General features: G+C 60.6%; 23 protein-coding genes and 1 other RNA gene. 14 read left to right on the top strand and 10 right to left on the bottom strand.

The window, feature by feature from the left end:
• From ssb to HYN24_RS02090, 3 genes are all read left to right on the top strand, one after another.
• Window positions 1-462 carry a single-stranded DNA-binding protein gene (ssb, locus tag HYN24_RS02080; protein ID WP_117607730.1) on the top strand — a complete coding sequence of 154 codons (462 nt, stop codon included), beginning with the start codon at window positions 1-3 and terminating at the stop codon, window positions 460-462.
• 65 nt (window positions 463-527) lie between these two features.
• Complete coding sequence (locus tag HYN24_RS02085) at window positions 528-1,376, top strand: HDOD domain-containing protein (protein WP_117607731.1); 849 nt, start codon at window positions 528-530, stop codon at window positions 1,374-1,376.
• Between the two features lie 59 nt (window positions 1,377-1,435).
• Window positions 1,436-3,328, top strand: coding sequence for a potassium transporter Kup (locus tag HYN24_RS02090; RefSeq protein ID WP_117607732.1), 1,893 nt, complete (start codon window positions 1,436-1,438; stop codon window positions 3,326-3,328).
• Window positions 3,329-3,383: 55 nt separating this feature from the next.
• Here the strand turns inward: HYN24_RS02090 and HYN24_RS02095 are convergent, their stop codons facing one another.
• The gene (locus HYN24_RS02095; protein WP_117607733.1) at window positions 3,384-3,872 is read right to left on the bottom strand and encodes an adenylyltransferase/cytidyltransferase family protein; all 489 of its coding nucleotides are present in this window, start codon (window positions 3,870-3,872) and stop codon (window positions 3,384-3,386) included.
• Window positions 3,873-4,015: 143 nt separating this feature from the next.
• On the opposite strand from HYN24_RS02095, the gene HYN24_RS02100 reads away from it, so the two are divergent.
• The 3 genes from HYN24_RS02100 (at window position 4,016) to HYN24_RS02110 (ending at window position 7,852) form a co-directional block, all read left to right on the top strand.
• Window positions 4,016-4,918 (top strand): TRAP transporter TatT component family protein, encoded by a 903-nt coding sequence (locus HYN24_RS02100; RefSeq protein ID WP_240327708.1) that lies wholly within the window; start codon window positions 4,016-4,018, stop codon window positions 4,916-4,918.
• A 25-nt stretch (window positions 4,919-4,943) separates the two neighbouring features.
• Window positions 4,944-5,945, top strand: coding sequence for a TRAP transporter substrate-binding protein DctP (dctP, locus tag HYN24_RS02105; protein ID WP_117607735.1), 1,002 nt, complete (start codon window positions 4,944-4,946; stop codon window positions 5,943-5,945).
• Window positions 5,946-6,013: 68 nt separating this feature from the next.
• Window positions 6,014-7,852, top strand: coding sequence for a TRAP transporter large permease (locus HYN24_RS02110; protein ID WP_117607736.1), 1,839 nt, complete (start codon window positions 6,014-6,016; stop codon window positions 7,850-7,852).
• On the opposite strand, the gene HYN24_RS02115 is transcribed toward HYN24_RS02110, so the two are convergent.
• Window positions 7,846-8,169, bottom strand: coding sequence for a hypothetical protein (locus tag HYN24_RS02115; RefSeq protein ID WP_117607737.1), 324 nt, complete (start codon window positions 8,167-8,169; stop codon window positions 7,846-7,848). The two genes, HYN24_RS02110 and HYN24_RS02115, sit on opposite strands and share 7 nt — an antisense overlap.
• A 142-nt stretch (window positions 8,170-8,311) precedes the next feature.
• Here HYN24_RS02115 and HYN24_RS02120 point away from each other — a divergent pair, with 142 nt between their 5' ends.
• The gene (locus tag HYN24_RS02120) at window positions 8,312-9,304 is read left to right on the top strand and encodes a response regulator (protein ID WP_162888569.1); all 993 of its coding nucleotides are present in this window, start codon (window positions 8,312-8,314) and stop codon (window positions 9,302-9,304) included.
• Between the two features lie 72 nt (window positions 9,305-9,376).
• Here HYN24_RS02120 and HYN24_RS02125 read toward each other — a convergent pair whose 3' ends face one another.
• From HYN24_RS02125 to HYN24_RS02140, 4 genes are read right to left on the bottom strand one after another with little or no spacing between them, the layout of a single operon-like run.
• Window positions 9,377-10,036, bottom strand: a complete 660-nt coding sequence (locus tag HYN24_RS02125; protein WP_162888570.1) for a BON domain-containing protein — start codon at window positions 10,034-10,036, stop codon at window positions 9,377-9,379.
• Window positions 10,036-10,626 carry a phosphoheptose isomerase gene (locus tag HYN24_RS02130; protein WP_117607740.1) on the bottom strand — a complete coding sequence of 197 codons (591 nt, stop codon included), beginning with the start codon at window positions 10,624-10,626 and terminating at the stop codon, window positions 10,036-10,038. The genes HYN24_RS02125 and HYN24_RS02130 overlap by 1 nt, the downstream gene beginning before the upstream one ends.
• A gap of 41 nt (window positions 10,627-10,667) precedes the next feature.
• Window positions 10,668-11,033 carry an HIRAN domain-containing protein gene (locus tag HYN24_RS02135; protein ID WP_117607741.1) on the bottom strand — a complete coding sequence of 122 codons (366 nt, stop codon included), beginning with the start codon at window positions 11,031-11,033 and terminating at the stop codon, window positions 10,668-10,670.
• Entirely contained in the window at window positions 11,011-11,373 is a 363-nt protein-coding gene (locus tag HYN24_RS02140; RefSeq protein ID WP_117607742.1) for a YraN family protein, read from the bottom strand. Before HYN24_RS02140 ends, HYN24_RS02135 begins: the two co-directional genes overlap by 23 nt.
• 10 nt (window positions 11,374-11,383) lie before the next feature.
• Here HYN24_RS02140 and rsmI point away from each other — a divergent pair, with 10 nt between their 5' ends.
• Window positions 11,384-12,223 carry a 16S rRNA (cytidine(1402)-2'-O)-methyltransferase gene (gene rsmI / locus HYN24_RS02145; protein ID WP_117610168.1) on the top strand — a complete coding sequence of 280 codons (840 nt, stop codon included), beginning with the start codon at window positions 11,384-11,386 and terminating at the stop codon, window positions 12,221-12,223.
• A 5-nt stretch (window positions 12,224-12,228) separates the two neighbouring features.
• On the opposite strand, the gene HYN24_RS02150 is transcribed toward rsmI, so the two are convergent.
• Window positions 12,229-12,948 (bottom strand): ZIP family metal transporter, encoded by a 720-nt coding sequence (locus tag HYN24_RS02150; RefSeq protein ID WP_117607743.1) that lies wholly within the window; start codon window positions 12,946-12,948, stop codon window positions 12,229-12,231.
• 156 nt (window positions 12,949-13,104) lie between these two features.
• Between HYN24_RS02150 and pyrC the strand changes: the two genes are divergently transcribed.
• From pyrC to HYN24_RS02165, 3 genes are read left to right on the top strand one after another with little or no spacing between them, the layout of a single operon-like run.
• Window positions 13,105-14,136 carry a dihydroorotase gene (pyrC, locus tag HYN24_RS02155; RefSeq protein ID WP_205421422.1) on the top strand — a complete coding sequence of 344 codons (1,032 nt, stop codon included), beginning with the start codon at window positions 13,105-13,107 and terminating at the stop codon, window positions 14,134-14,136.
• 11 nt (window positions 14,137-14,147) lie between these two features.
• A complete protein-coding gene (locus HYN24_RS02160) occupies window positions 14,148-14,585 on the top strand; it encodes a hypothetical protein (protein WP_117607745.1) in 438 nt (145 codons plus the stop codon).
• Window positions 14,582-15,370 carry a DUF3025 domain-containing protein gene (locus HYN24_RS02165; protein WP_117607746.1) on the top strand — a complete coding sequence of 263 codons (789 nt, stop codon included), beginning with the start codon at window positions 14,582-14,584 and terminating at the stop codon, window positions 15,368-15,370. Before HYN24_RS02160 ends, HYN24_RS02165 begins: the two co-directional genes overlap by 4 nt.
• On the opposite strand, the gene infA is transcribed toward HYN24_RS02165, so the two are convergent.
• The 3 genes from infA to leuA form a co-directional block, all read right to left on the bottom strand.
• Window positions 15,367-15,627 (bottom strand): translation initiation factor IF-1, encoded by a 261-nt coding sequence (gene infA / locus HYN24_RS02170; RefSeq protein ID WP_117607747.1) that lies wholly within the window; start codon window positions 15,625-15,627, stop codon window positions 15,367-15,369. The two genes, HYN24_RS02165 and infA, sit on opposite strands and share 4 nt — an antisense overlap.
• Window positions 15,628-15,657: 30 nt before the next feature.
• The gene (locus HYN24_RS02175; protein WP_117607748.1) at window positions 15,658-16,545 is read right to left on the bottom strand and encodes a transglutaminase family protein; all 888 of its coding nucleotides are present in this window, start codon (window positions 16,543-16,545) and stop codon (window positions 15,658-15,660) included.
• A gap of 288 nt (window positions 16,546-16,833) precedes the next feature.
• On the bottom strand, window positions 16,834-18,528 hold the full coding sequence (gene leuA / locus HYN24_RS02180; RefSeq protein WP_117607749.1) for a 2-isopropylmalate synthase: 1,695 nt from the start codon (window positions 18,526-18,528) through the stop codon (window positions 16,834-16,836).
• 131 nt (window positions 18,529-18,659) lie between these two features.
• Between leuA and HYN24_RS02185 the strand changes: the two genes are divergently transcribed.
• The 3 genes from HYN24_RS02185 to HYN24_RS02195 all read left to right on the top strand — a co-directional run bounded on the left by HYN24_RS02185 (window position 18,660) and on the right by HYN24_RS02195 (window position 21,143).
• The gene (locus tag HYN24_RS02185) at window positions 18,660-19,121 is read left to right on the top strand and encodes an Lrp/AsnC family transcriptional regulator (protein ID WP_117607750.1); all 462 of its coding nucleotides are present in this window, start codon (window positions 18,660-18,662) and stop codon (window positions 19,119-19,121) included.
• 435 nt (window positions 19,122-19,556) lie between these two features.
• Window positions 19,557-19,964, top strand: an RNA gene (gene rnpB, locus HYN24_RS02190) — RNase P RNA component class A.
• A gap of 12 nt (window positions 19,965-19,976) precedes the next feature.
• Window positions 19,977-21,143, top strand: a complete 1,167-nt coding sequence (locus HYN24_RS02195) for a class I SAM-dependent methyltransferase (RefSeq protein WP_205421423.1) — start codon at window positions 19,977-19,979, stop codon at window positions 21,141-21,143.
• The last annotated feature ends 33 nt before the right edge of the window (window positions 21,144-21,176 follow it).

Genomic DNA, 21,176 nt, shown 5'->3' on the forward strand with positions numbered 1-21,176 from the left:
ATGGCATCGGTAAACAAGGTGATTCTCGTCGGCAATCTGGGCAAGGATCCGGAAGTCCGCTACACCGCCAGCGGCGAGGCAATGTGCAACTTCAGCCTGGCGACGACGGATAGCTGGAAGGACAAGGCCACTGGCGAGAAGAAAGAACTGACCGAATGGCATCGTGTGTCTTTCTTTGGCAAGCTGGCGGAAATCGCCGGCCAGTATCTGAAGAAGGGTTCGCAGGTCTACGTTGAAGGCAGCCTGCGCACGCGCAAGTGGACCGACAAGGAAGGCCAGGAACGTTACACCACGGAAATCCGTGGCGACGAAATGAAGATGCTTGGCTCGCGCCAGGGGATGGGCGCACCGGCTGGCGGTGGCGGCGGTTATGACAGCGAGCCGACCGATTACTCGCCGGCCCCGGCCAAGAACAAGCCGAAGCCCTCGTTTGACGATCTCGGCGACGATATTCCGTTCTGACAGTGGTATTGCATGCGCCGCCCAGCTTACGCGGCGCGACTTCTTTTCACCTGAGGTAAAAGAGCATGGCCAGCGCCGTCACCTTCAAGATTCTCGAAGACATCGCCCGCGATCTTTCCGGCAATGAAATCACTTTTCCGACCTTCCTCGACATTACCTTCCAGGTGCGCGCTGCGCTGAAGGACCCGAATCTCAATGTCGAGCAGTTGTCGAAGCTGGTTGGCGCCGAGCCACTGATGAGCGCCAAGATCATCCGCATGGCCAACTCGGTGGCGATGAACCCGAGCGGTCGCGAGATCGCCGACGTGAAGAGCGCCATTGTCCGTGTCGGCATGGAGGCGGTGCGTACGGTGTCATTTGCCGTGGCCATGGAGCAGTTGCTCAAGTCGAAGCAGATGCAGCCCTTCGAGAATCTGTCCCATATGCTCTGGGAACATACCTCGCACGTCGCCGCCCTGTGCCGCGTACTGGCTCGCAAGATGGCCAAGATCAACGGTGACGAGGCGATGTTTGCCGGTCTGGTGCACGATCTCGGCGTTTTCTACCTGATGTCGCGGGCCGCCAATTTCCCCGAGTTGACCAACGACAAGGTTGAATTGCATGGTCTTCTGGTCGGCTGGCACGACAACATCGGTCACGCCCTGCTCTCGGCAATGGGCTTGCCGGAATCAGTACTCGAGGCGGTCAGGGATCACGAGACCGAGCGCGAAGTCAAGGCTATCGACAACCTCTCCAATGTGCTCTACATCGCCAACAAGATCGCCAATCGAACGTCCAGCTGGCGCGATGCCGAACTGGATGGCGAGATCGATACCTCGATGCTCGACACCTTGTTTGATGCCGAGACGCTGGCCGAGATCATCGAAGAGTCGGAAGAAGAAGTTCATTCGCTGAAGGCGGCACTCGGGGGCTAACCCCGACTATTTGAAGTGGCCCGCTCGAAAGGCCACCGGATCGACAGGGAGCAGTGAAGATGAGCAGTCACCAAGCGACAGGGGATGGTTCCGGCCAGCGTTTTGCCGCCCTGGCCTTGGCCGCCCTCGGCGTGGTTTATGGTGATATCGGCACCAGCCCCTTGTATGCGGTCAAGGAGGTGTTTGCCGGCAATCATCCGATTCCGGCCACCATTGGCAATATCTACGGCAGCCTGTCGCTCTTCTTCTGGGCGCTCATCATTGTCGTGTCGATCAAGTACGTCAGCTTCATCATGCGCGCCGACAACCGTGGCGAGGGGGGCATCATGGCGCTTATCGCGCTGGCCCTGCATACGGCGCAAGACAAGCCACGACAAACCAAGCTGATCATGATCTTCGGCGTCCTCGGGGCCGCCATGTTCTACGGTGACGGCATGGTCACCCCGGCCATTTCTGTACTGTCGGCCGTCGAGGGGCTGGAGATCATCACGCCGGCCTTCAAATCCTTTGTCATTCCGATCACCATGGTCGTGCTCTTCGTGCTGTTCTTCGTGCAACGGCGGGGCACGGCGCTGGTCGGCGCCTTTTTTGGCCCGGTCATGCTGCTCTGGTTCGCCGTGCTGGCTCTTCTCGGCTTGCACAACATCATCGAGCATCCGGCCATCCTGTTGGCGATCAACCCGATTTACGGGGTCGAATTTCTCCTCGACAACAAGGCGATGTCGCTGGTCGCCATGGGTAATGTGGTACTCGCTGTGACCGGGGCCGAGGCGCTCTATGCCGATATGGGCCATTTTGGTCGCAAGCCGATTTCCCGTGCCTGGTTCTTTTTTGTTCTGCCGGCGCTGGTGCTCAATTACTTTGGCCAGGGTGCACTGATCCTGGTAGACCCGGAGGCGGCCAAGAATCCCTTCTTCCTGTCGGCCCCTGAGTGGGCGTTGATTCCCCTCGTTGCGCTGGCCACCGTGGCTACCGTCATCGCCTCGCAGGCGGTCATCTCGGGCGCCTTCTCGGTGACCCGGCAGGCCATGCAGCTCGGTTTTGTGCCGCGCATGGAGGTGCAACATACCTCTGACCGGGAGCAGGGCCAGATCTACCTGCCGGCGGTCAACTGGGGCCTGATGGTCGCCGTGATGATCCTTGTCCTCGGGTTCAAGTCGTCGAATAATCTGGCCGCCGCCTACGGCATTGCGGTGACTGGCGACATGGTGATCACCTCGATTCTCGCCACGGTGGTTGTTGCCAAGGTCTGGAAATGGGGCTGGGTCAAGGCCGGTCTGGTCTTCGCCTGTTTCCTCTCGGTTGAACTCGTCTTTCTCGCCGCCAATATCCTCAAGATTCCCGATGGCGGGTGGTTCCCGCTGATCGCCGGGATGGGCGTCTTCATCCTGATGATGACCTGGAAGCGGGGTCGCCAGTTGCTCTCCGAGCGACTCAAGGGCGAGCGTCTCGAATTGTCGATGTTCCTCGACTCACTCGGTTCGTCGATGCCGACCCGGGTCGCCGGGACTTCCGTCTTTCTCAATGCCGATCCGAAGGGCGTGCCGCATGCCCTGCTCCACAACCTGATGCACAACAAGGTGCTGCACGAACGCGTCGTGCTGCTTTCGGTACAGTTCTTCGATGTCCCTTATGTGCCCGATATCGACCGGGTCGAAGTGCGCCAGCTCAAGGAGAATTTCTGGAGCGTCATCGTCCAGTACGGATTCAAGGATGACCCCAATGTGCCGGCGGCACTGGCCTTGTGCGCCGATGCCGGGCTCGAGTTCAGCGCGCTCGAAACCTCGTATTTCATCGGTCGCGAAACCTTGATTCCGCGTCTCGGTTCGGAAATGGCCTTCTGGCGTGAAAAGCTATTCATCGCCATGTTCCGCAATGCCGGATCGGCCACGGCCTTCTTCAAGATTCCGAGTAACCGGGTGGTCGAACTGGGAACGCAAGTGGTTCTTTAGCCCCTGGCTTTCAGGATCGAGTAAAGGCGGCGCTTGGCCGATCCTTGATTCAGCCCTAAAGCCGGCGGATTTTTTCGAGCAGGGCGGTTGTTGATTTCTGGTGAATGAACGGGATCGAATGAACGGTGCCGCCCCAGCCGCGCACTTCGTTGCAGCCGACAATCTTGTCTACCGGCCAATCGCCGCCTTTGACCAGCATTTCGGGCCGGCATTCGAGGATGCGCTGCAACGGGGTATCCTCATCGAACCAGGTAACCAGCGAGACACATTCGAGGGCAGCCATGACGGCCAGCCGGTCGGCCAGCGCATTGACCGGCCGGTCGTCACCCTTGCCCAAACGCTTCACTGAGGCATCGGTGTTGAGCGCCACAATCATCGTTGTGCCGAGCGCCGCCGCCTGGGCCAGATAGGTCACATGGCCACGGTGCAGGATGTCGAAGCAGCCATTGGTGAAGACCAGCGGCCGGGCGAGTTGAGCGGCGCGGGTGGCTAACTGGTCGGGCGGACAGATTTTCGCTTCAAAAGCGGGGGCGGCGTAGGTCATGGCGAGTCGGTCGATGGAGAACAGGGTGCCATTTTAGTGCCAGTTGGCCGATGCTGCCGGACTGTCATTCGGATCGCCTGTCATTGCCTTGTAACATCGGCTGGCTAGTGTGCCAGCCACCGCATCGCTACCACGGAATTCAATTGCTCTCGTTCCGGCATCGCAATCTCCCGATTCTCCTTCCGATTCTTGTCGTCGCCACGCTGGCCGCCTGTTCTCCCCGGCAGATGGTGGTCGGCAGCCTTGCCGATGAACTGGCGGGGCAGGGGAGGGGCAGCGAAAGCGATCTTGATCTGGCCCGTGACGCCAGTGCTTTCTACCTGAAACTCTCCGAGTCAGTGCTGCGTAGCGATCCTGGCCATCGTGCCCTGGCCGAGTCGGTGGCTGGTGGGTTCACCCAATATGCCTATGCCTTCGTTTCTTTCGAGGCCGATCGACTCGAAGCGAAGGATGCCAGGGCGGCCGAGCGATTGCGACGCCGTGCTGCGCAGCTTTATCGCCGGGCGCACCAGCATGCGATGATGGCCCTGGAAAAGAATTCGCCAGGTTTTGCCCGCGCCCTCTACGCCGCGCCGGGGGCTGACCAGCCAAAGTTGCTCCCGGGCCAGGTGGGCCTTGCCTACTGGGCGGCCGCCGCGTGGGGAGGCTGGATTTCATTGTCCAAGGATGATCCGGAGGTGGTGGCTGACCTGCCGCAGGCGGTCCGCCTGGCTAACCTTGCCTGGCAGGTCGATCCAGCCTGGGGCGGCGGGTCGCTGACCGGCTTGCTGGCGACGTTCGAGGCGGCCCGGCCAGGGGGAAACCAGAAACTGGCATTGGCCTGGTTTGATCAGGCGATCAGCCAGGGGGGCGGGAGCAATGCCGGTGCTCTGGTCGGCAAGGCGGAAGGGCATGCCCTGCCGACAGGCGATCGTGTCTTGTTCGACAGCCTGCTCAATCAGGCAGTGGCCATCAAGGATGCCCCGGATAGCCAGCAGGCACTGGCCAACGAGGTCATGCGCCGACGTGCGGCATGGCTGCTTGAGCAGTCACCAGATCTGTTTTGAACGACGAGAATTCCCGGAGAGAAAAATGAAGATCAAACTGGCCGCATTCCTGCTCGGTGCGATGTTTGCCGTGACTGCAGTGGCTGCCGACAAGCAATTGCGGATTGGTACGCTGGCCCCGAAAAATTCGCTTTACCACCGTCAGTTGATGGACCTGGGTGAAGCCTGGCGTACGGCCCAGGGCGGCAGTGCCAAATATCTGGTGTACCCGGATGGCAGCCAGGGCGGTGAGACGGACATGGTGCGCCGGATGCGCATCGGCCAGTTGCAGGGCGGCCTGCTTTCGGTGGTTGGCCTGCGCGAGATCGAGCCATCGATAGCCGCGCTGCAGAACATGCCGATGATGTTCCGGAGTTGGGAGGAGGTCGACTATGTCCGGGAGAAGATGCGTCCGGCCATGGAAAAGCGCTTCCTCGACAAAGGCTTCATCGTCCTGGCCTGGGGGGATGCCGGCTGGGTTCGCTTCTTCAGCAAGGAAGCTGCCTTCGCACCGAACGACTTCAAGAAGATGAAATTTTTTGCCTGGGGGGCAGAAGCCGACCAGCAGGAAATCATGAAGAGCCTCGGCTATACGCCGGTGCCGCTGGAAACGGCAGACATTCTGCCGGCCATCCAGACCGGGATGATCAATGCCGTGCCATCGACGCCCTACTTTGCGCTGGCGACGCAGGTTTACACCACCGCCGGCAACATGCTGGACCTGAACTGGGCCCCCGTGGTCGGGGCGCTGATCATTACCAAGAAGGCCTGGGACGAACTGACCCCGGAAGGTCAGGCCAGCGTTCGCGAGGCTGGCAGCAAGGCGGGTGTGCAGTTGCGCGCCAAGGCACGGCAGGAGGTTGATGAGGCGGTCGAGGCGATGAAAAAACGGGGCCTGACGGTTAATCGACCCAATCCCGAACAGATGAAGGAGTGGAGTGCTCTGGCTGACGGCCTCTACCCGCGCATTCGCGGCAAGCTGGTGCCGGCTGAGCAGTTTGACGAGGTCGTTGGTCATCTCAAGACCTTCCGCGCTACTCGGAAATAGGTCGGGTGATCGTCTGCGATGGGGTGTCCGCAGCCGATCCACGCCCATCCAATAAAGTGAAAGAAGTGATGAATTACTTGTGCCGCCTGGGTGAGTTTGATCGGGTGATGACCAGTGCTGCACTGCTTGTCATGTTGCTGGTACCGCTGCTTGAAATTGCCCTGCGTCCGCTTCTGGGTGCCGGCATAGACAATGCGCCGGTGCTGGTCCAGCATTGCGGTCTTCTCCTTGCCATGTTCGGTGCGCTGCTTGCCGAGCGCGGGCAGCACCTCAGCGCGCTTGGCGCCGGTCTTGCCGCCTCGACCAATCGATTTGTCCGCAACGCTGCAACGGCCTTCGGCAAGGCGAGCTCGGCGGTGCTGTGCGGCATGCTGGCTCAAGCCAGCTGGACCTTTGCGGCCAGTGAAATGGAGGTGCCGCGCGACATTGCCTACGGTATCACCGGCTGGATGTTCGAAATTGCCATGCCCATCGGCTTCGGCTTGCTCGGCATGAAGCTCGCCTCGCGCCTGACGCTCCATCTGCTTGGCCGTGCCGTGCTGGCGTTGGTACTGCCGGTGGCAGGTTACTTCTTTGCCCGGCATTTCGATGGCAGCACCCTGCCGATCTGGCCATTTGCCGTGTGGCTGACGCTGATTCTCTTGTCCGGTGCGCCGATCTTTGCCGTGCTGGGAGGGCTGGCCCTCGCCCTCTTCTGGAGTGAAGGGCAGCCGCTTGCCTCGGTGCCGCTCAGTCATTACCAGATTACCGTCAATCCGTCGTTGCCAGCGCTTCCCTTGTTTACCTTGGCGGGCTTGCTCTTCGCCCGGACCGGTGCGGCAGCCCGGCTCGGCAATGTGTTCACCGCCGCCTTCGGCCACGGCGTCACCGGTACAGCGATTGCGACAGCCGTACTCTGCTCCTTCTTTACCGCATTTACAGGCGGGAGCGGGGTGACCATTCTCGCTTTGGGCGGCCTCTTGCTGCCACTGTTGACCAGGGCCGGCTTTCCCGAGCAGCGCGGCATCAGTCTGGTAACCAGCGCCAGTGCGCTTGGCGTCTTGCTGGCGCCATCGGTGCCGCTGATCATGGTGGCCATCATCGCCCGCGTGCCGATCAACACCATGTTCCTGGCGGGAATTTTTCCGGCCGTCGTCATGGTTGGTTGCCTATTACTGGTTGGTGGCTATCTGCGGCGGGGTGGCACGGTGACCGGTGCTGTGCAGTCAGTGGGCGATTGTGTGTCACAGGATCGGCCGGTGGTGCCTTCGGTTGGCCGAGCCCTGTGGCTTGCCAAATGGGAGTTGTTGGCGCCAGTCGTCGCTGTCGGTTCGCTCGTCGGGGGCATCGCGACGCCGACCGAGAGCGCCGCATTGACAGCGATTTACGCCCTTCTTACACAGTCGCTGGCCCATCGCGAGGTGGATTGGCCGCGTCTGCGCCAGGCCCTTGCCGATTGCGGGGAGATCATTGGCGGCATCATGCTGATTCTCGGCATGGCCCTCGGGCTGACCAACTATCTGATCGATGCAGGCATTCCGGATGCTGCCATCGATTGGGTGCAATCGGTACTCCCCAACAAGTTTGCTTTCCTTATTGCGCTAAACCTGTTCCTGCTGGTGGCCGGCGCGCTCATGGAAATCTACGCGGCGATTGTCGTTCTGGTGCCGCTGCTCCTGCCTGTTGCCATGGCCTATGGAGTTGATCCGGTGCACTTCGGGATCATTTTCCTCGCCAATATCGAAATGGGATTTTTGTGCCCGCCGGCGGGCATGAACATCTACTTTGCCTCGGCGATGTTTGACAAGCCGATCCGCTATGTCGCGGCATCGGTGCTGCCGGCAGTGGTGGCGATGTTGCTCGGGGCCTTGCTGATTTCGGAGCTGCCGTCTCTGGCGACCTGGCTGCCGGCCCTGGTCGGTCAGTGACTGGTATAGGCAGCGGCAGGTAACTGCTGGGCCAGTACCTTGTCGACCAACATGAGTATTCGCTCGCGCGGGATGTCATGGCTGTCGAACAGTGCGATGCAGATGTTGGTCAGGGTCTCGATCAGTTCATCGAGCGACGTGTCGATGCCGTCTTCGAAGGACTGTCGCGAGATTTCCGCTTTTGCCCTGCTGCAGGCCAGGGCGTCCCGCATCAGCTGGTTGACCACCCGATGCAGTTCGGCCAGCGAACAGGAATCGGCGACCAGGTCTCTGGTTCGCTCCAGTTCGAGAAAGGCGGCATTCAGGGGACGGTACATTCAGGGAGGTGGCCGAGGTTGCTTGTTTTATTATTGTCAGACTTCTCCGTGTGCTGCATACCGCTAACATTAGGGGGTGTTTGCGGATTAAAAATAATAAAGTAGCTAAAACTAATATATTGTCGGACCTATGCCTCCAGCCTTGCCAAAATTGTTATGCGTCGAGCCATCGGCGACCCAGCAGGCGATCATTCGGGGGATTGCCGGCCGGCATCAACTTGAAGTCATTGTCTGCAAGGGTGAGGCTGAGGCGCTGAGCCTTCTTGACCAGCAGTTCTGCGTCATGCTGGTGGCCAACGAGCTGCAGGATGGCGATAGTTTCCAGCTGATCGAGTCGGTGCGCCTGTCGCTCGAGCATGCCACCCTGCCGATTGCCTTCATCTCCGGTAGCGTCGATCGCGCGCTGGCCTACAACGCGATGAATGCCGGGGCGACCGAAGTGTTCATGCGTGATGACCTTTCTGCCCTCGACGAATTCATCGCTGGCTGTGCCGGCGCCCCGCTCGAAAGTTTTGAGTCGGGTGGCACGGTTCTGCTGGTCGAGGATTCCGAGTCGCATGCCGAATACGTCGCACACTTGTGCGCAATGCTCGGTCTGCATGTTGAAAAGTGCAAGGATGTACAGACAGCGCTCAACCTTTACCGGCCGCGTAAATACCAGCTGGCGATTGTCGATGTCGTGCTGAATGACATCCAGAGTGGCATCACTCTGGTTCGGCGGATCCGCCAGAATCACCAGAGTCGCCAGCCCATTCTCGTGATGTCCGGTTACGACGACTTGCCGCGTCGCTTGCTGGCCCTGAAGAGTGGGGCGGACGACTTCATCAGCAAGCCCTTCTCGCCAGAGGAGTTCGTCTGGCGGGTCAAAAAGGTGCTGCGCTCCTATGCCGGTCATGATCGACGTGAAACGGCGCTGCCCTTGGTTTCCGAGGCAATGGGGCATGATTTCATGCATGCGCTTTCACCGCGTGAGCGGGAGATAGCGGCCCAGATTCTTGCTGGTTCGTCCGACAAACAGATTGCCCGTGATCTTGGTATTTCCTACTGGACGGTGCGCAGTCATATCGAGCAGATTTTTACCAAGACCGGGGCGTTGAACCGACGTGACCTGATGGCGCGCTTTATCGGAAAATAAAAAGGGCGAACCGTGGTTCGCCCTGTACTGGCCGCCAGCCGGATCATGGCGCGGCCATGATCGCCCGGTCGTTCAGCGACTTTCGACCGGCGCAGTGGCCGGTGGCGGGGTGCGCGCGCCGAGCATCTGGTTATCCAGGCGGCGGGCATCTTCGTCGGCAATGACTTCCAGTACATTGACCACTTTCTTGACACCGGCCGTGGTGCGCGCGACGTCGATGGCCACTTTGGCTTCGCGCGCATTGACCATGCCCATCAGGTGAACGATGGCGCGCTCGGTGATGACCTTGATGTGATTGGCCGATATCTGGTTCGAATCGACCAGGCGGGCCTTGACCTTGGAATCGATGTAAGAGTCGGTACTGCGGCTACCCAGGGACGAAGCCGGGCCGACGCCGAGTTCGTTGTATACCTCGCGGACGCCCTCGATTTTTCGGGTTTCCGCCTCGATCACCGACTTCGCCTCTTCGCTCGGCACTTCGCCGGTAATCAATACGCGCCGGTTGTAGGAGGTGAAATTGACGTGGGATGCCGCCTTGTATTGCTCGGGAACATGGCGCCCGGCTTTCCATTCGGTAGTTTCGTCGTCGGCTTGGGTGCCGGTCGAGCGGCGGTCGTGGGCCGACATGACGCCGACGGCAGCGCCGCCGATGATGGCCGGAACGCAGCCCTGAAGGATGGGCAGGAGGGTAAGCAGGGCAACTGCGGTGAGGGTGAGTTTGGCTTTTTGCATTATTCGACTCCCAGTAAAAGTGCGTCGATGCCATCACACAGGCAGTGGATGACGAGCAGGTGGGTTTCCTGGATACGTGCCGTCCGGTCGGCCGGTACGCAAAGATGAATGTCGTCGTCGCGTAGCATGTCGGCGATCTGGCCGCCGCCTTTGCCGGTCAGGGCGACGATGTGCATGTCGTGCTCATGCGCCGACTTGATCGCTTCGATGACGTTGGCGGAGTTGCCGGATGTCGAAATGGCCAGCAGGACGTCGCCGGCATGGCCGAGACCCCGTACCTGGCGGGAGAAAATCTGGCTGAACGAGTAATCGTTGGCCACCGCCGTAATGATCGAGGTATCGGTGGTCAGCGCGATGGCGGCCAGCTCCTGACGCTCGGCCTCGAAGCGGCCGATCAGTTCAGCGGCAAAGTGCTGGGCATCGCCGGCCGAGCCGCCGTTGCCGCAGGCAAGTATCTTGCCGCCGTTGATCAGGCAATTGGTCATCGTTTCGATAGCGGCAGCGATGGGGGCGGCCATCAGGTCGACGGCGTTCAGCTTGGTTTGGGCGCTGTCTTCGAAGTGTTTGGCAACGCGGGCGATCAAATCCATATCGTTCAAGGGGTTGGGGCTGTAAGTGCAGGCATTCTACCTCACAGCTCGATGAACACTTCGAACGCCAGTCGTTGCCACGGATTTTTGTTGTCGCTCAGGCCCGACACGCGGCCGCTCAGTCGCTCCCCGGCATCCATTGCCGCGGCAAGGGCGGGGTTTTCGGCGAGTGGTACGTATCCGAGTTGGTGGCCATTCCAATTGACGCGGATGGCGTTGCGGTCGTGCCGGTTATTGGCTTCACGGATCAGTTCGAGGCGGTCACCCAACTTGATCCTGGTCCAGAAATCGCCCAATGCGTAATACTGGCTGCCGGCAAGCGGGGAGTTCTGAACCAGTATCCGGATACTGTCGGCATGGGCAGTGTTCAGCCAGAAGGCGAGACTAATCGTCAGCAGAAAACGCATCCCTGATCCATTCCAGGTGATTGCCGTCGATCAGTACGCAGTCGAACCGGCAGTCGCTGTCCGGCTTGCCCAACAGATAATGGCGGGCGGCGAGAATGATGCGCTGGCGTTTGGCGGTGGTGATGCTGGCTCCGGCGCCGCCGAATGTGCTGTGGCTGCGCAGGCGGACCTCGACAAAAACCAGCGCCTTGCCATCGTGGCAGATGAGGTCTATCTCGCCGCCCCGAATGCGGAAGTTGGGGGTGATTTCCGGCAGGCCCTGTCCGGCCAGATAGGTCGCGGCCTGCGCTTCGGCTTCGCGGCCGCGTGTCGTGGTGGTATTGTTGGTCTTTGCCTGCATGCTGATAAAAATGACAGATGAATATGCTACATTGTATGTTGTTCCGACGCCGCTCGGGAATCTTGCCGACCTGACCCGCCGCGCCGAGGAAATCCTCCGCACCGTGCCCTGGGTGGCTGCCGAGGACACCCGTCACAGCGGACCGCTGCTCAAGCAGATCGGCGCTCAGGCCCGGACCATTCCGGCCCATCAGCACAACGAACACGAAGCCGCGGCGCGCATCATCGAAAAACTGCAAGCGGGTGAGTCGGTGGCTTTGATCTCGGATGCCGGTACGCCGGGTATTTCCGATCCCGGTGCCCGCATCGTCGCTGCCGTTCGTGCGGCCGGTTGCAAGGTGGTTCCCTTGCCCGGAGCGTGTGCGGCGACCACGGCGCTGTCGGCTTCCGGGCTGCTCGATGAACACTTCCTGTTCTACGGTTTTTTGCCCTCCAAGGGCGGCCAGCGGCGCCAAGCCCTGGAAGCGTTGCGTGAACAGCCCTGTGCTCTGGTTTTTTATGAGGCGCCCCACCGTGTGCTGGAAACGGTTGAAGACATGGCGACAGTTTTCGGTCAGCGCACCCTGGTCATTGCCCGGGAATTGACCAAATTGTTCGAATCGATCCATGCCCTGCCTTTGGGCGAGGCGCTGGCCTGGCTCAAGGATGACGCCAACCGTCAGCGCGGAGAATTCGTCCTGATCCTCTCCGGTGCTCCGGCCGATGCCGACAATGGCGAAGGGGAACGCGTTCTCAAGTTGCTGCTGGCGGAAGGCCTGCCCGTCAAGCAGGCGGCCAAACTGGCGGCGCAGATCACCGGCATGGCAAAAAATGCGCTGTATGAACGCGCCCTGGTGCTCAAAAACGAATAGTCAGCCTATTGGCCGAGTAGCTGGATGCTCCAGAAAGCCAGGAAGCCGCTAAAGAGGACCAGCGTCGAGACTGGCTTTTCTTCGATGATGTGGGCTTCCATGAGCAACTCTTCGGTCACCAGATAGAGCAGTGCGGCCGCGCTGAAAGCGAGAACGCCGCCGATGATGGCTGGCGATGCGCCCGCCAGCAGGGTATTGCCCAGTACCGCAAAGCACAGGACAGTGCCGCCCAGCGCACCAGAGACGGCGACGATCCGCCAGCCGGCCATCGCCTCCGAGGCCAGGGCCAGGCCAAGGAAGAGCAATTCGACCGACAGGCCGAGGGCGAGAATCATGCCGGTGTTACCGCCGGCCGCGAAGCCGGCGCCAATGATGAAACCGTCCATGGCGACATCAATGAAGGTGGCCAGCAACAAGCCACGGTTCAGTTTGCCCGCGATGCTTGTTGTTTCGGCCTGATGTTCGAGTTTCATGGTCCATAGTTTCAATCCGTACATGAACAGACTGCCGAGAGCGAAGGCGCCGATGAGAATGACGCCGGGCGCATGCTCGCGCTCGATTTCGGGCAGCAGTTCAACGGCCAATGCGGCCAGAACGACGCCGGCGGCGAAGTGCTGGATCAGGCTGCGGGTTTGCTGGCTCGGACGCCAGAGCGCGGCGAGCCCGCCGCCGGTCAGGGCGACTACGGCCGGGATGGCCATGAGCAGGAGGTTATGGGCGTCCATTCGTTGTCTCGTCATTCAGACTCTAAGCTTTGCATCATAGTGGCCATCGCCGGCAAACAGCGAGCAAATCCCCGCGCCCAAGTAGATGATTGAGCAATCCTCCCCGATGTTTTCGGGCGCCCTGTTAAAATCTGAAAAATTGCCCAGAGAATCAACATGCAGATCACTATTACCCGTCCCGACGACTGGCATCTTCACCTGCGCGATGGCGAAGCCCTGTCCGCGGTGCTCGCCCATACGGCCGCCCAGTTTGCCCGGGCCATCGTCATGCCCAATCTCAAGCCGCCGGTAACGACGGTCGGCCAGGCGGCTGCCTATCGCGACCGCATCGTTGCCGCGCTCCCTGACGGAGCCAGCTTCGCACCGCTAATGACGCTCTATCTGACCGATAACACGCCGGCCAGTGAGGTTGCACAGGCAGCGGCTTCCGGCTTCGTCAAGGCCATCAAGCTCTACCCGGCCGGGGCGACGACCAATTCGGATGCTGGCCTGACCGACATCGCCAAGGCTTACGATACGCTGGCCGAAATGGAGCGCGTCGGTTTGCCGCTACTCGTTCACGGTGAAGTGACCGATCCGAAGATTGATCTCTTCGATCGCGAGAAAGTCTTCATTGATACGGTGCTGCTGCCGCTCACCTCACGTTTCCCTCGGCTCAAGGTGGTCATGGAGCACATCACTACCAAGGATGCCGCCGAGTTCGTCGCCACTTCCGGGCCGAATGTCGCGGCGACGATTACTGCCCATCATCTGCTTTACAACCGCAATGCCATTTTTCAGGGAGGCGTCCGACCGCACTGGTACTGCCTGCCGGTACTCAAGCGCGAAACGCATCGTGAGGCACTGGTCGCGGCGGCTGTTTCGGCCAATCCGAAATTCTTCCTTGGCACTGATTCGGCACCGCATGCCAAAATGACCAAAGAAGCCGCCTGCGGCTGCGCTGGCTGCTACACCGCGTATGCGGCCATTGAGTTGTATGCCGAGGCTTTCGAACAGGCCGGCGCCCTCGACAGGCTCGAAGCCTTTGCCAGCTTCCATGGTCCCGACTGGTATGGCCTGCCGCGCAACAGTGGCAAGATCACGCTGGCCAAACAGGAATGGACCGTTCCGGCCGATTATCCCTATATCAGTTCGGATACCATTGTTCCCTTGCGTGCCGGTGAAACGCTGTCCTGGAAAGTGCTCTGAGGAAAACCATCATGCGTCTGCGTCAATTGCTCCTGCCCCTGCTGGCTGCGCCACTGCTCACTGCCTGCGTCAATGACGGCGCGACGTACAAGATCGACGATACCCGCGAGCACGTCCTGTCGCTGATCCGGGAGCAGCCGTATTTCTGGGACAGCAAGGCCAATTTCTACCTGATCGTCTCGCGCATGCCGGCCTGTATGCGCCGGCACAGCATTGGTTCGGTGCCGGCCAATACCAAGGTTGAAATCTACCAGGTGCCGTCCGGTGCTTTCATCGTCAAGGCGGGCAAGAAAATGTTCGCCACCGAGACGCAGACCTGCGAGAGTTTCGCCAAGATGGACGAGGAGCCGCCCGAGGGCATGGGCACTTTGATGGGGACTTTCCGTGTCAAGAAGGGTGAGCTGGTTTTCGTCAAGGAAGAGAAAGGCGCCGACGCGGCGGACGAGTGAGTTCCGTTTCGCTTTATGGCTCGCCGCTGTTCGAGCCGCTGCGCCCCTGGCTTGATCACCTGCCGCCGGCGCCCGATGCGCGGGCCGTCGCCGAACTTGCCGTGCGCTACCCGATAGAGACCGACCATGGTCAGCCAATCCGTTTCGTGCCGCCACGCCCCGATGGGCAAATCTACGAGTGTCGCATCTGGGAGAGCGGTGAAGTCGAAACCCGCCCGGACAACTGGCACGACTTCTTCAATGCCCTGGTCTGGCTGAGTTTTCCGAAAACCAAGAATGCCGTCAGTGCCGCCCATGTTCGCGCCATGCAAGCACCGGGCGAGGCACGCGGGACGGTCCGCGATGCGCTGACGCATTTTGACGAATGCGGCATCGTCGTGCTGTCGACTGAGCCGGAACTGCTTGATCTGTTGAGGGATTTTCGCTGGCGGGAACTGTTCGTCGAGCGGCGGGCCGAGGTGATTGGCTGCATGCGTTTCGTGATTTTCGGCCATGCGATGTACGAGCAGTTGCTCAAACCATTCCGCGGGCTGACAGCCAAGGCGGTGCTCTACGAGGTGACTGCAGATTGGCTGCAACTGGACGGCACGGCACTGCGGGCGGCGGTCGACGACAAGCTGGCCGCCGATTTGACCAGCGGCCGATATACCCGGCCACGCGACTTTCAGCCGCTGCCCCTGCTCGGTATTCCCGGTGTTACGCCGGATAGCGAAGATCCGGCGTACTACGACGATACCTGGCAGTTCAGGCCAGGACGTCGGTCTGCGACAACGGCTGCGGCTTAGTAACGGCGGCGTTGCTGCGGCGCCGGGGAGCCGCGGTTCTCGATGTGACGGAAGGTGATGCGACCCTTGGTCAGATCGTAGGGCGACAATTCAAGCGTTACCTTGTCACCAAGCAGGATGCGGATGTGGTTTTTCTTCATCTTGCCAGCCGTGTAGGCGATCATGACATGACCGTTTTCCAGGGTGACGCGGAAACGACCGTCCGGAAGCACGTCTTCGACGACGCCTTGCATTTCAAGTAGTTCTTCTTTGGCCAAGTGTTGTTCTCCAGATTTCGATAACAGTGTTCAGTGGGTGGCGACGGCAACCAGTGCATCGTCGGTGGATAGTGCTTCGTGCCGGTGCCGGGGCAATTCCCAAGGCTGACCGGCTTCGGTAACGGCATTGATGGTGATCACCGGGGGCGGCGAGATGACCCCCCCGAAGATGGTGGCAAACGAAACGTCGGCGGCATCCCGGCCGGTAGCGAGGCGAATGAAGCCCATGGGTATGGCCGTGCCGGAAGGGTCGAACAGATACCAGCGGTCGCCCAGAAAAACCTCGACATAAGCATGGAAGTCGGTGGGGCCGAGCAAGGGGTCGGCGCCGTAGTCGATGCCGGTGGTAAAGCGGGCCGGAATGTTCAGGGCGCGGCAGATGGCGATCATCAGGTGGGCGAAATCGCGACAGACGCCGACGCGGTCGATCAGCGTGTCCAGGGCGGAAGTCGCCGAGTTGGTGGTGTTGCCCTTGAACGAAACGTGCTGGTTCACCCAGTTGCGAATCGCTTCGACGCGGCGATAGCCTTTGGGCAGATGACCGAATTCGTTCATCGCCAGAGCGGCCAGTCGGTCGGACTGGCAATAGCGGCTGGGGTAGATATAGGTCAGGGCCGACAGCGGCAGGCGGGCGATCGGCGTTTCCTGGATCAGGTCGGGAAGATCGACCTGCTGCTTGATGTCGACCATCGCCTTGTAGCTGATGTGGAGCGGGCCGGGGGCGCCGGTCAGGCGCAGGTAGCGGGTGCAGGTGGCGGGGTCGGTCTGCAGGGTGTGCGGAACATGCTGGCTGATCAGCAGCTGCTCGTTGACGATGGTCTGGCTGGTCGTCTTGGCGGCATGAATATTGAAGACGAAATCGGCGCCCTGAAAACCCAGTTCATAGTGAAGATCGATAGCGAACTGGATGCGGACCATTTATTCCCCGAAGGTGATGACCGCCCGGTCTCCGGGATTCCGGAGACCGGGCGAGCAATGAAAGAGCGCTTTGCGACGGGGAAATGGTGACTTCGGCGTGCCGGAAATCGTCGATGGACGGGGCGGCAGAGGAACGGCATTTACGCGGGCAGAACGTTGAAGCCGGGCAGAATTGACCCGACGCAGGCAGCATCTTACGCGCCGATCCCCGGCGTGGCAAGGATATATCCAGAAAAGCGCCGAATATTCAATCCCTTGCCGATGTTTTGGCCAGGGATTGAAGCGGCCTCAGGCGGCCTGTGGGTGCTCTCCGCGCATCTGCATGGCACCCAGTCTATTGACACCACTGAGCAAGGCCTTGATCGATGCCGTAACAATGTTGCTGTCAACGCCGACCCCGTAGCATTCGCCGCTATTCTTGCCGGCGATTTCCATAAAGGCGCAGGCGCGGGCGTTACCGTCTTCGCCCATGGGAACCATCGAGCGTTCCTCGTAGCTGCGCACCTGAATGTTGATGCCGGCGCTTTGCAAGGCATGCACGGCCGCATTGATCGGGCCGTTGCCTTCGCCGGTCAGGATGTGCGGCGTGCCGTCGATGTCAATCTTGAGGCGGATGCCCTGGGCGCTGCCGTGCTCGAAGAGATGATGCTCGCGGTAATGGATCGGCGTGCTTGTCTCGAGGTAGGTCTTGGCAAACATGGCCCAGATGCCGTCAGCGCTCACTTCGCCGCCGTGGGCGTCGGTGTGTTGCTGGACGACGCCGGAGAACTCGACCTGCAGGCGGCGCGGCATGACCACACCATGCTCGGTTTCCATGAGGTAGGCGATGCCGCCCTTGCCCGACTGGCTGTTGACCCGGATGACCGAATCGTAACTGCGGCCGACATCAGCCGGGTCGATCGGGAGATAGGGCACGGCCCACTGTTCATCAGCCTCTTGCGCTGAGAACCCCTTCTTGATGGCGTCCTGGTGGGAGCCTGAGAAGGCCGTGAAAACGAGATCCCCGACGTACGGGTGGCGCGGATGGATCGGGAGCTGGGTGCAGTGTTCGACGGTACGGGCGACGGCGTTGATGTCGGAGAAATCGAGGTCGGGATGGACACCCTGGGTGTACATGTTGAGGGCGAGCGTGACGAGATCGACATTGCCGGTGCGTTCGCCGTTGCCGAAGAGGCAGCCCTCGACGCGGTCGGCCCCGGCCATGAGACCGAGTTCGGCGGCGGCAACCGCCGTGCCGCGGTCATTGTGCGGGTGGAGGCTGATGAGCACGCTGTCGCGGCGGGCGAGGTTCTTGTGCATCCATTCAATCTGGTCGGCGTAGATGTTGGGCGTGGCGATTTCGACGGTGGTCGGGAGGTTGAGGATAACCTTGCGCTCAGGTGTGGCACCCCAGGCGGCGGTGACCGCATCGCAGACTTCGAGGGCGAAATCGAGTTCGGTGGCGGTGAAGAGTTCCGGGCTGTACTGAAGCGTGATCTTCGTTTCCGGCATTTCGTCGGCCAATTGGCGGATGAGGCGGACAGCCTCGACAGCCATGCTGACCACTTCGTCCTTGCTCATGCCGAAGACGTTGTCGCGGAAGGTCTTGCTGGTGGCGTTATAGACGTGGACGATGGCCTGCTTTGCCCCCTTGAGTGACTCAAGGGTCCGACGGATGAGGTGCTCACGGGCCTGGGTGAGAACTTCGATGGTGACATCGTCGGGAATGTGGCCGCCTTCGATGAGGTTGCGCACGAAACCGAATTCGGTTTCCGAGGCGGACGGGAAGGCGATTTCAATTTCCTTGAAGCCGATGGCGCAAAGGGTTTTGAACATGCGCATCTTTTTTTCGCCATTCATCGGCTCGAAAAGCGCCTGGTTACCGTCGCGAAGATCGGTGCTCATCCAGATCGGCGGCTTCTCGATGACGCGGCTCGGCCACTGACGGTCGGCAAGGCGGACCGGGGGGAAGGCGGTGTATTTGCTGGCGGGCTGGGTGATCATGGTGGCATCCGGAAATGTTTTGCGATGACGAAATATTAGGTCAAACAGCCCGGCAGGCGATTGCGAATCGATGCCGCAATTTTGAAAAAATTGGCATAAAATTGCGCATATATAACCGTATTGGAAATATTATGGATATCGATCGTTACGACCGGCAAATTCTTGCCATCCTGCAAGCTGATGGTCGGATCAGCAATCAGGATCTGGCTGACCGCATCGGCTTGTCGCCTTCACCCTGCCTGCGCCGCGTCCGCGTGCTTGAGGAGTCGGGCCTGATTACCGGCTATCGGGCTATGCTCGATGCCAAAAAGCTGGGTTTGACCCTGATGGCCCTGATCGGCATTTCGATGGATCAGCATACGCCAGAGCGCTTTGCCAACCTGGAGGCGGCGATTGGCGATATACCGGAAGTCCTGGAGTGCCTGTTGATTACCGGCCAGCAGTCGGACTACCAGTTGAAGGTGGTGGTCCGCGACATGGAGGCCTATCAGGACCTATTGCTCAACAAAATTACGCGAATTCAGGGTGTTACCGGTGTTCATACCAGCTTTGTCCTGCGCCGGGTCATCGATCGTACGACGCTGCCAGCGTAGGCGAGGGCTGCGCGACGAAGGGTTGTTATCTTTGCGGAGCCTGGGCGAAGTATTGCTCCCACTCCGCATCGCTGAGGCGTACTTCGCTGACGCTCATGCCCCGGCGCTAATGTCCTTCCCGTCTTTCCGGCACGCCGCCGGGTGGGCCGAGGTCGGCATCCCTGCGCTCGAGGCGGGCTCGCCGGTCAAAAGAGGGCGTGGTTGACCACTGTTCGCCAGTTCGCGGGGGTGAGTTGTGCGTGGACATGAATCGTTCTCCCGAATACGTGAGTATCCCTTTGGCATTTGTTGATGCTCAGGGCGGGAGCGTAGCGATTATGAGTCGTCCACACTGTTAACTTTTCTTCACATCTGTTTCCGGGCATACGACGGCTGGCTGCGGAGTTGCGTAATGCCCCGCGAGGGGAGCAGCCAAACGCGTATAATCTGCAGCGGAAAGTCGGCCAGGCAATCGCTGGATGTCCGAAGGTAACTTCGGCGTCGGGAGGAAAGTCCGGGCTCCATTGGGCGGGATGCCAGTTAACGGCTGGGTGCTATAAGTCGCATGACGAAAGTTGTGTGGCCCAAGGCAACGGAAAGTGCAACAGAGAATAGACCGCCTAAGTTCAGGTTCGCCTGAAACGGTAAGGGTGAAACGGCGAGGTAAGAGCTCACCGCGCTGGCGGTAACGTTCAGCGGCACGGTAAACCCCATCCGGAGCAAGACCAAATAGGGAAGCTGAGGCGTGGCCCGCGCTGCTTCCGGGTAGGTTGCTTGAGCCTGTCAGTAATGGCAGGCCTAGAGGAATGATTGCCGAACCCCGCAAGGGGGGAACAGAACCCGGCTTATCGGCCGGCTTTCCACTTCTGTCCTACAATGCGCGGCATGACTGCGCTCAAATTTCCCGTAATCACCTGGCTTGAGAGTGGCCAGACCCGGTCGGCCCGCTGGCGCTCCGAAGCTGCCTTGCCGCCGCACGCCCAGTTGGTCGTTGTCGATGACCGACTCGGTGTCGATGCCGCCTGGAAACTGGCCAGCGAGGGCACAGCGATGCTCTGGCGCGGCGATTGGCAGAATGCCCGCAACCTGTTGCAGGGTTTGAGTCGCCGGGCTGATCGTCAGCCGCGTTCGGGGAGCCAGAAAAAGCCGGGGACGCCGGGTGAGGCATTCGAGCTGCATCGCCGCAATCAGGGGCGAAGGGCGCAATTGCTCGCCATGTTGCTGGTCCCGCTGGGGCCGGATTATGGCGTTCCCCTGCGCCGGGCGCAGGATGTTCGCCTGGCATGCAGTGAGGCCTACGGGCCGTCCACCGGCGAGGACTCGATTGTCTCGTTGCGCGAACTGCTGGCGGTAATCAGTGCCCATGAATGGCGCAAGAAAGGTGTCCCGGTGCCGGCGGTAGAGGGGCGCATCTATCCCCATTTCGGGGTGTTTTCACCGGTGCGTGGAGAGTATGTCGACCTGGTGGCGAAGGCCACCTTGCCGGCCAACTGCGACCTTGCCTTCGACATCGGCACCGGTTCCGGCATCCTCGCGGCCATTCTGGCGCGCCGTGGTGTCGGGCGGGTTATTGCGACCGATATGGATGATCGGGCGCTGGCCTGTGCCTCGGAAAATGCCGAAAGGCTGGGCCTGGGGGCGGCGATCAGTTTGGTGAAGACGGATCTTTTTCCCGAGGGCCTGGCCCGGTTGATCGTCTGCAATCCGCCGTGGCTGCCGGCTCAGCCGACATCACCGGTCGAGTATGCGGTCTATGATCCCGATTCGCGCATGCTGCGCGGCTTTCTTGGCCGGCTGGCGGCACATCTGACGGCCGATGGCGAGGGCTGGCTGATTATTTCGGATATTGCCGAACATCTCGGCCTGCGCTCGCGGCAGAAACTGCTCGACTGGATCGCGATGGCCGGGCTGATCGTCATCGAACGACTGGATACCCGGCCAACGCATTGCAAGGCTCAGGATGCCAGCGATCCGCTACACGCGGCGCGGGCGGCTGAAGTGACCTCGCTGTGGCGATTGGGTCGGGCCGGCGGAATAAATTGAAGGGGTTTTCCGTATACCTCGGTGTAGTCCCCA

Source organism: Dechloromonas sp. HYN0024, assembly GCF_003441615.1.
Classification (GTDB): domain Bacteria; phylum Pseudomonadota; class Gammaproteobacteria; order Burkholderiales; family Rhodocyclaceae; genus Azonexus.

Bases quoted from the DNA above. Each gene is read 5' to 3' on its own strand.
- ssb (WP_117607730.1), top strand. From the start codon at position 1: ATGGCATCGGTAAACAAGGTGATTCTCGTCGGCAATCTGGGCAAGGAT.
- HYN24_RS02085 (WP_117607731.1), top strand. From the start codon at position 528: ATGGCCAGCGCCGTCACCTTCAAGATTCTCGAAGACATCGCCCGCGAT.
- HYN24_RS02090 (WP_117607732.1), top strand. From the start codon at position 1,436: ATGAGCAGTCACCAAGCGACAGGGGATGGTTCCGGCCAGCGTTTTGCC.
- HYN24_RS02095 (WP_117607733.1), bottom strand. From the start codon at position 3,872: ATGACCTACGCCGCCCCCGCTTTTGAAGCGAAAATCTGTCCGCCCGAC.
- dctP (WP_117607735.1), top strand. From the start codon at position 4,944: ATGAAGATCAAACTGGCCGCATTCCTGCTCGGTGCGATGTTTGCCGTG.
- HYN24_RS02110 (WP_117607736.1), top strand. From the start codon at position 6,014: ATGAATTACTTGTGCCGCCTGGGTGAGTTTGATCGGGTGATGACCAGT.
- HYN24_RS02115 (WP_117607737.1), bottom strand. From the start codon at position 8,169: ATGTACCGTCCCCTGAATGCCGCCTTTCTCGAACTGGAGCGAACCAGA.
- HYN24_RS02125 (WP_162888570.1), bottom strand. From the start codon at position 10,036: ATGCAAAAAGCCAAACTCACCCTCACCGCAGTTGCCCTGCTTACCCTC.
- HYN24_RS02130 (WP_117607740.1), bottom strand. From the start codon at position 10,626: ATGGATTTGATCGCCCGCGTTGCCAAACACTTCGAAGACAGCGCCCAA.
- HYN24_RS02135 (WP_117607741.1), bottom strand. From the start codon at position 11,033: ATGCGTTTTCTGCTGACGATTAGTCTCGCCTTCTGGCTGAACACTGCC.
- HYN24_RS02140 (WP_117607742.1), bottom strand. From the start codon at position 11,373: ATGCAGGCAAAGACCAACAATACCACCACGACACGCGGCCGCGAAGCC.
- rsmI (WP_117610168.1), top strand. From the start codon at position 11,384: ATGACAGATGAATATGCTACATTGTATGTTGTTCCGACGCCGCTCGGG.
- HYN24_RS02150 (WP_117607743.1), bottom strand. From the start codon at position 12,948: ATGGACGCCCATAACCTCCTGCTCATGGCCATCCCGGCCGTAGTCGCC.
- pyrC (WP_205421422.1), top strand. From the start codon at position 13,105: ATGCAGATCACTATTACCCGTCCCGACGACTGGCATCTTCACCTGCGC.
- HYN24_RS02160 (WP_117607745.1), top strand. From the start codon at position 14,148: ATGCGTCTGCGTCAATTGCTCCTGCCCCTGCTGGCTGCGCCACTGCTC.
- HYN24_RS02175 (WP_117607748.1), bottom strand. From the start codon at position 16,545: ATGGTCCGCATCCAGTTCGCTATCGATCTTCACTATGAACTGGGTTTT.
- leuA (WP_117607749.1), bottom strand. From the start codon at position 18,528: ATGATCACCCAGCCCGCCAGCAAATACACCGCCTTCCCCCCGGTCCGC.
- HYN24_RS02185 (WP_117607750.1), top strand. From the start codon at position 18,660: ATGGATATCGATCGTTACGACCGGCAAATTCTTGCCATCCTGCAAGCT.
- HYN24_RS02195 (WP_205421423.1), top strand. From the start codon at position 19,977: ATGCGCGGCATGACTGCGCTCAAATTTCCCGTAATCACCTGGCTTGAG.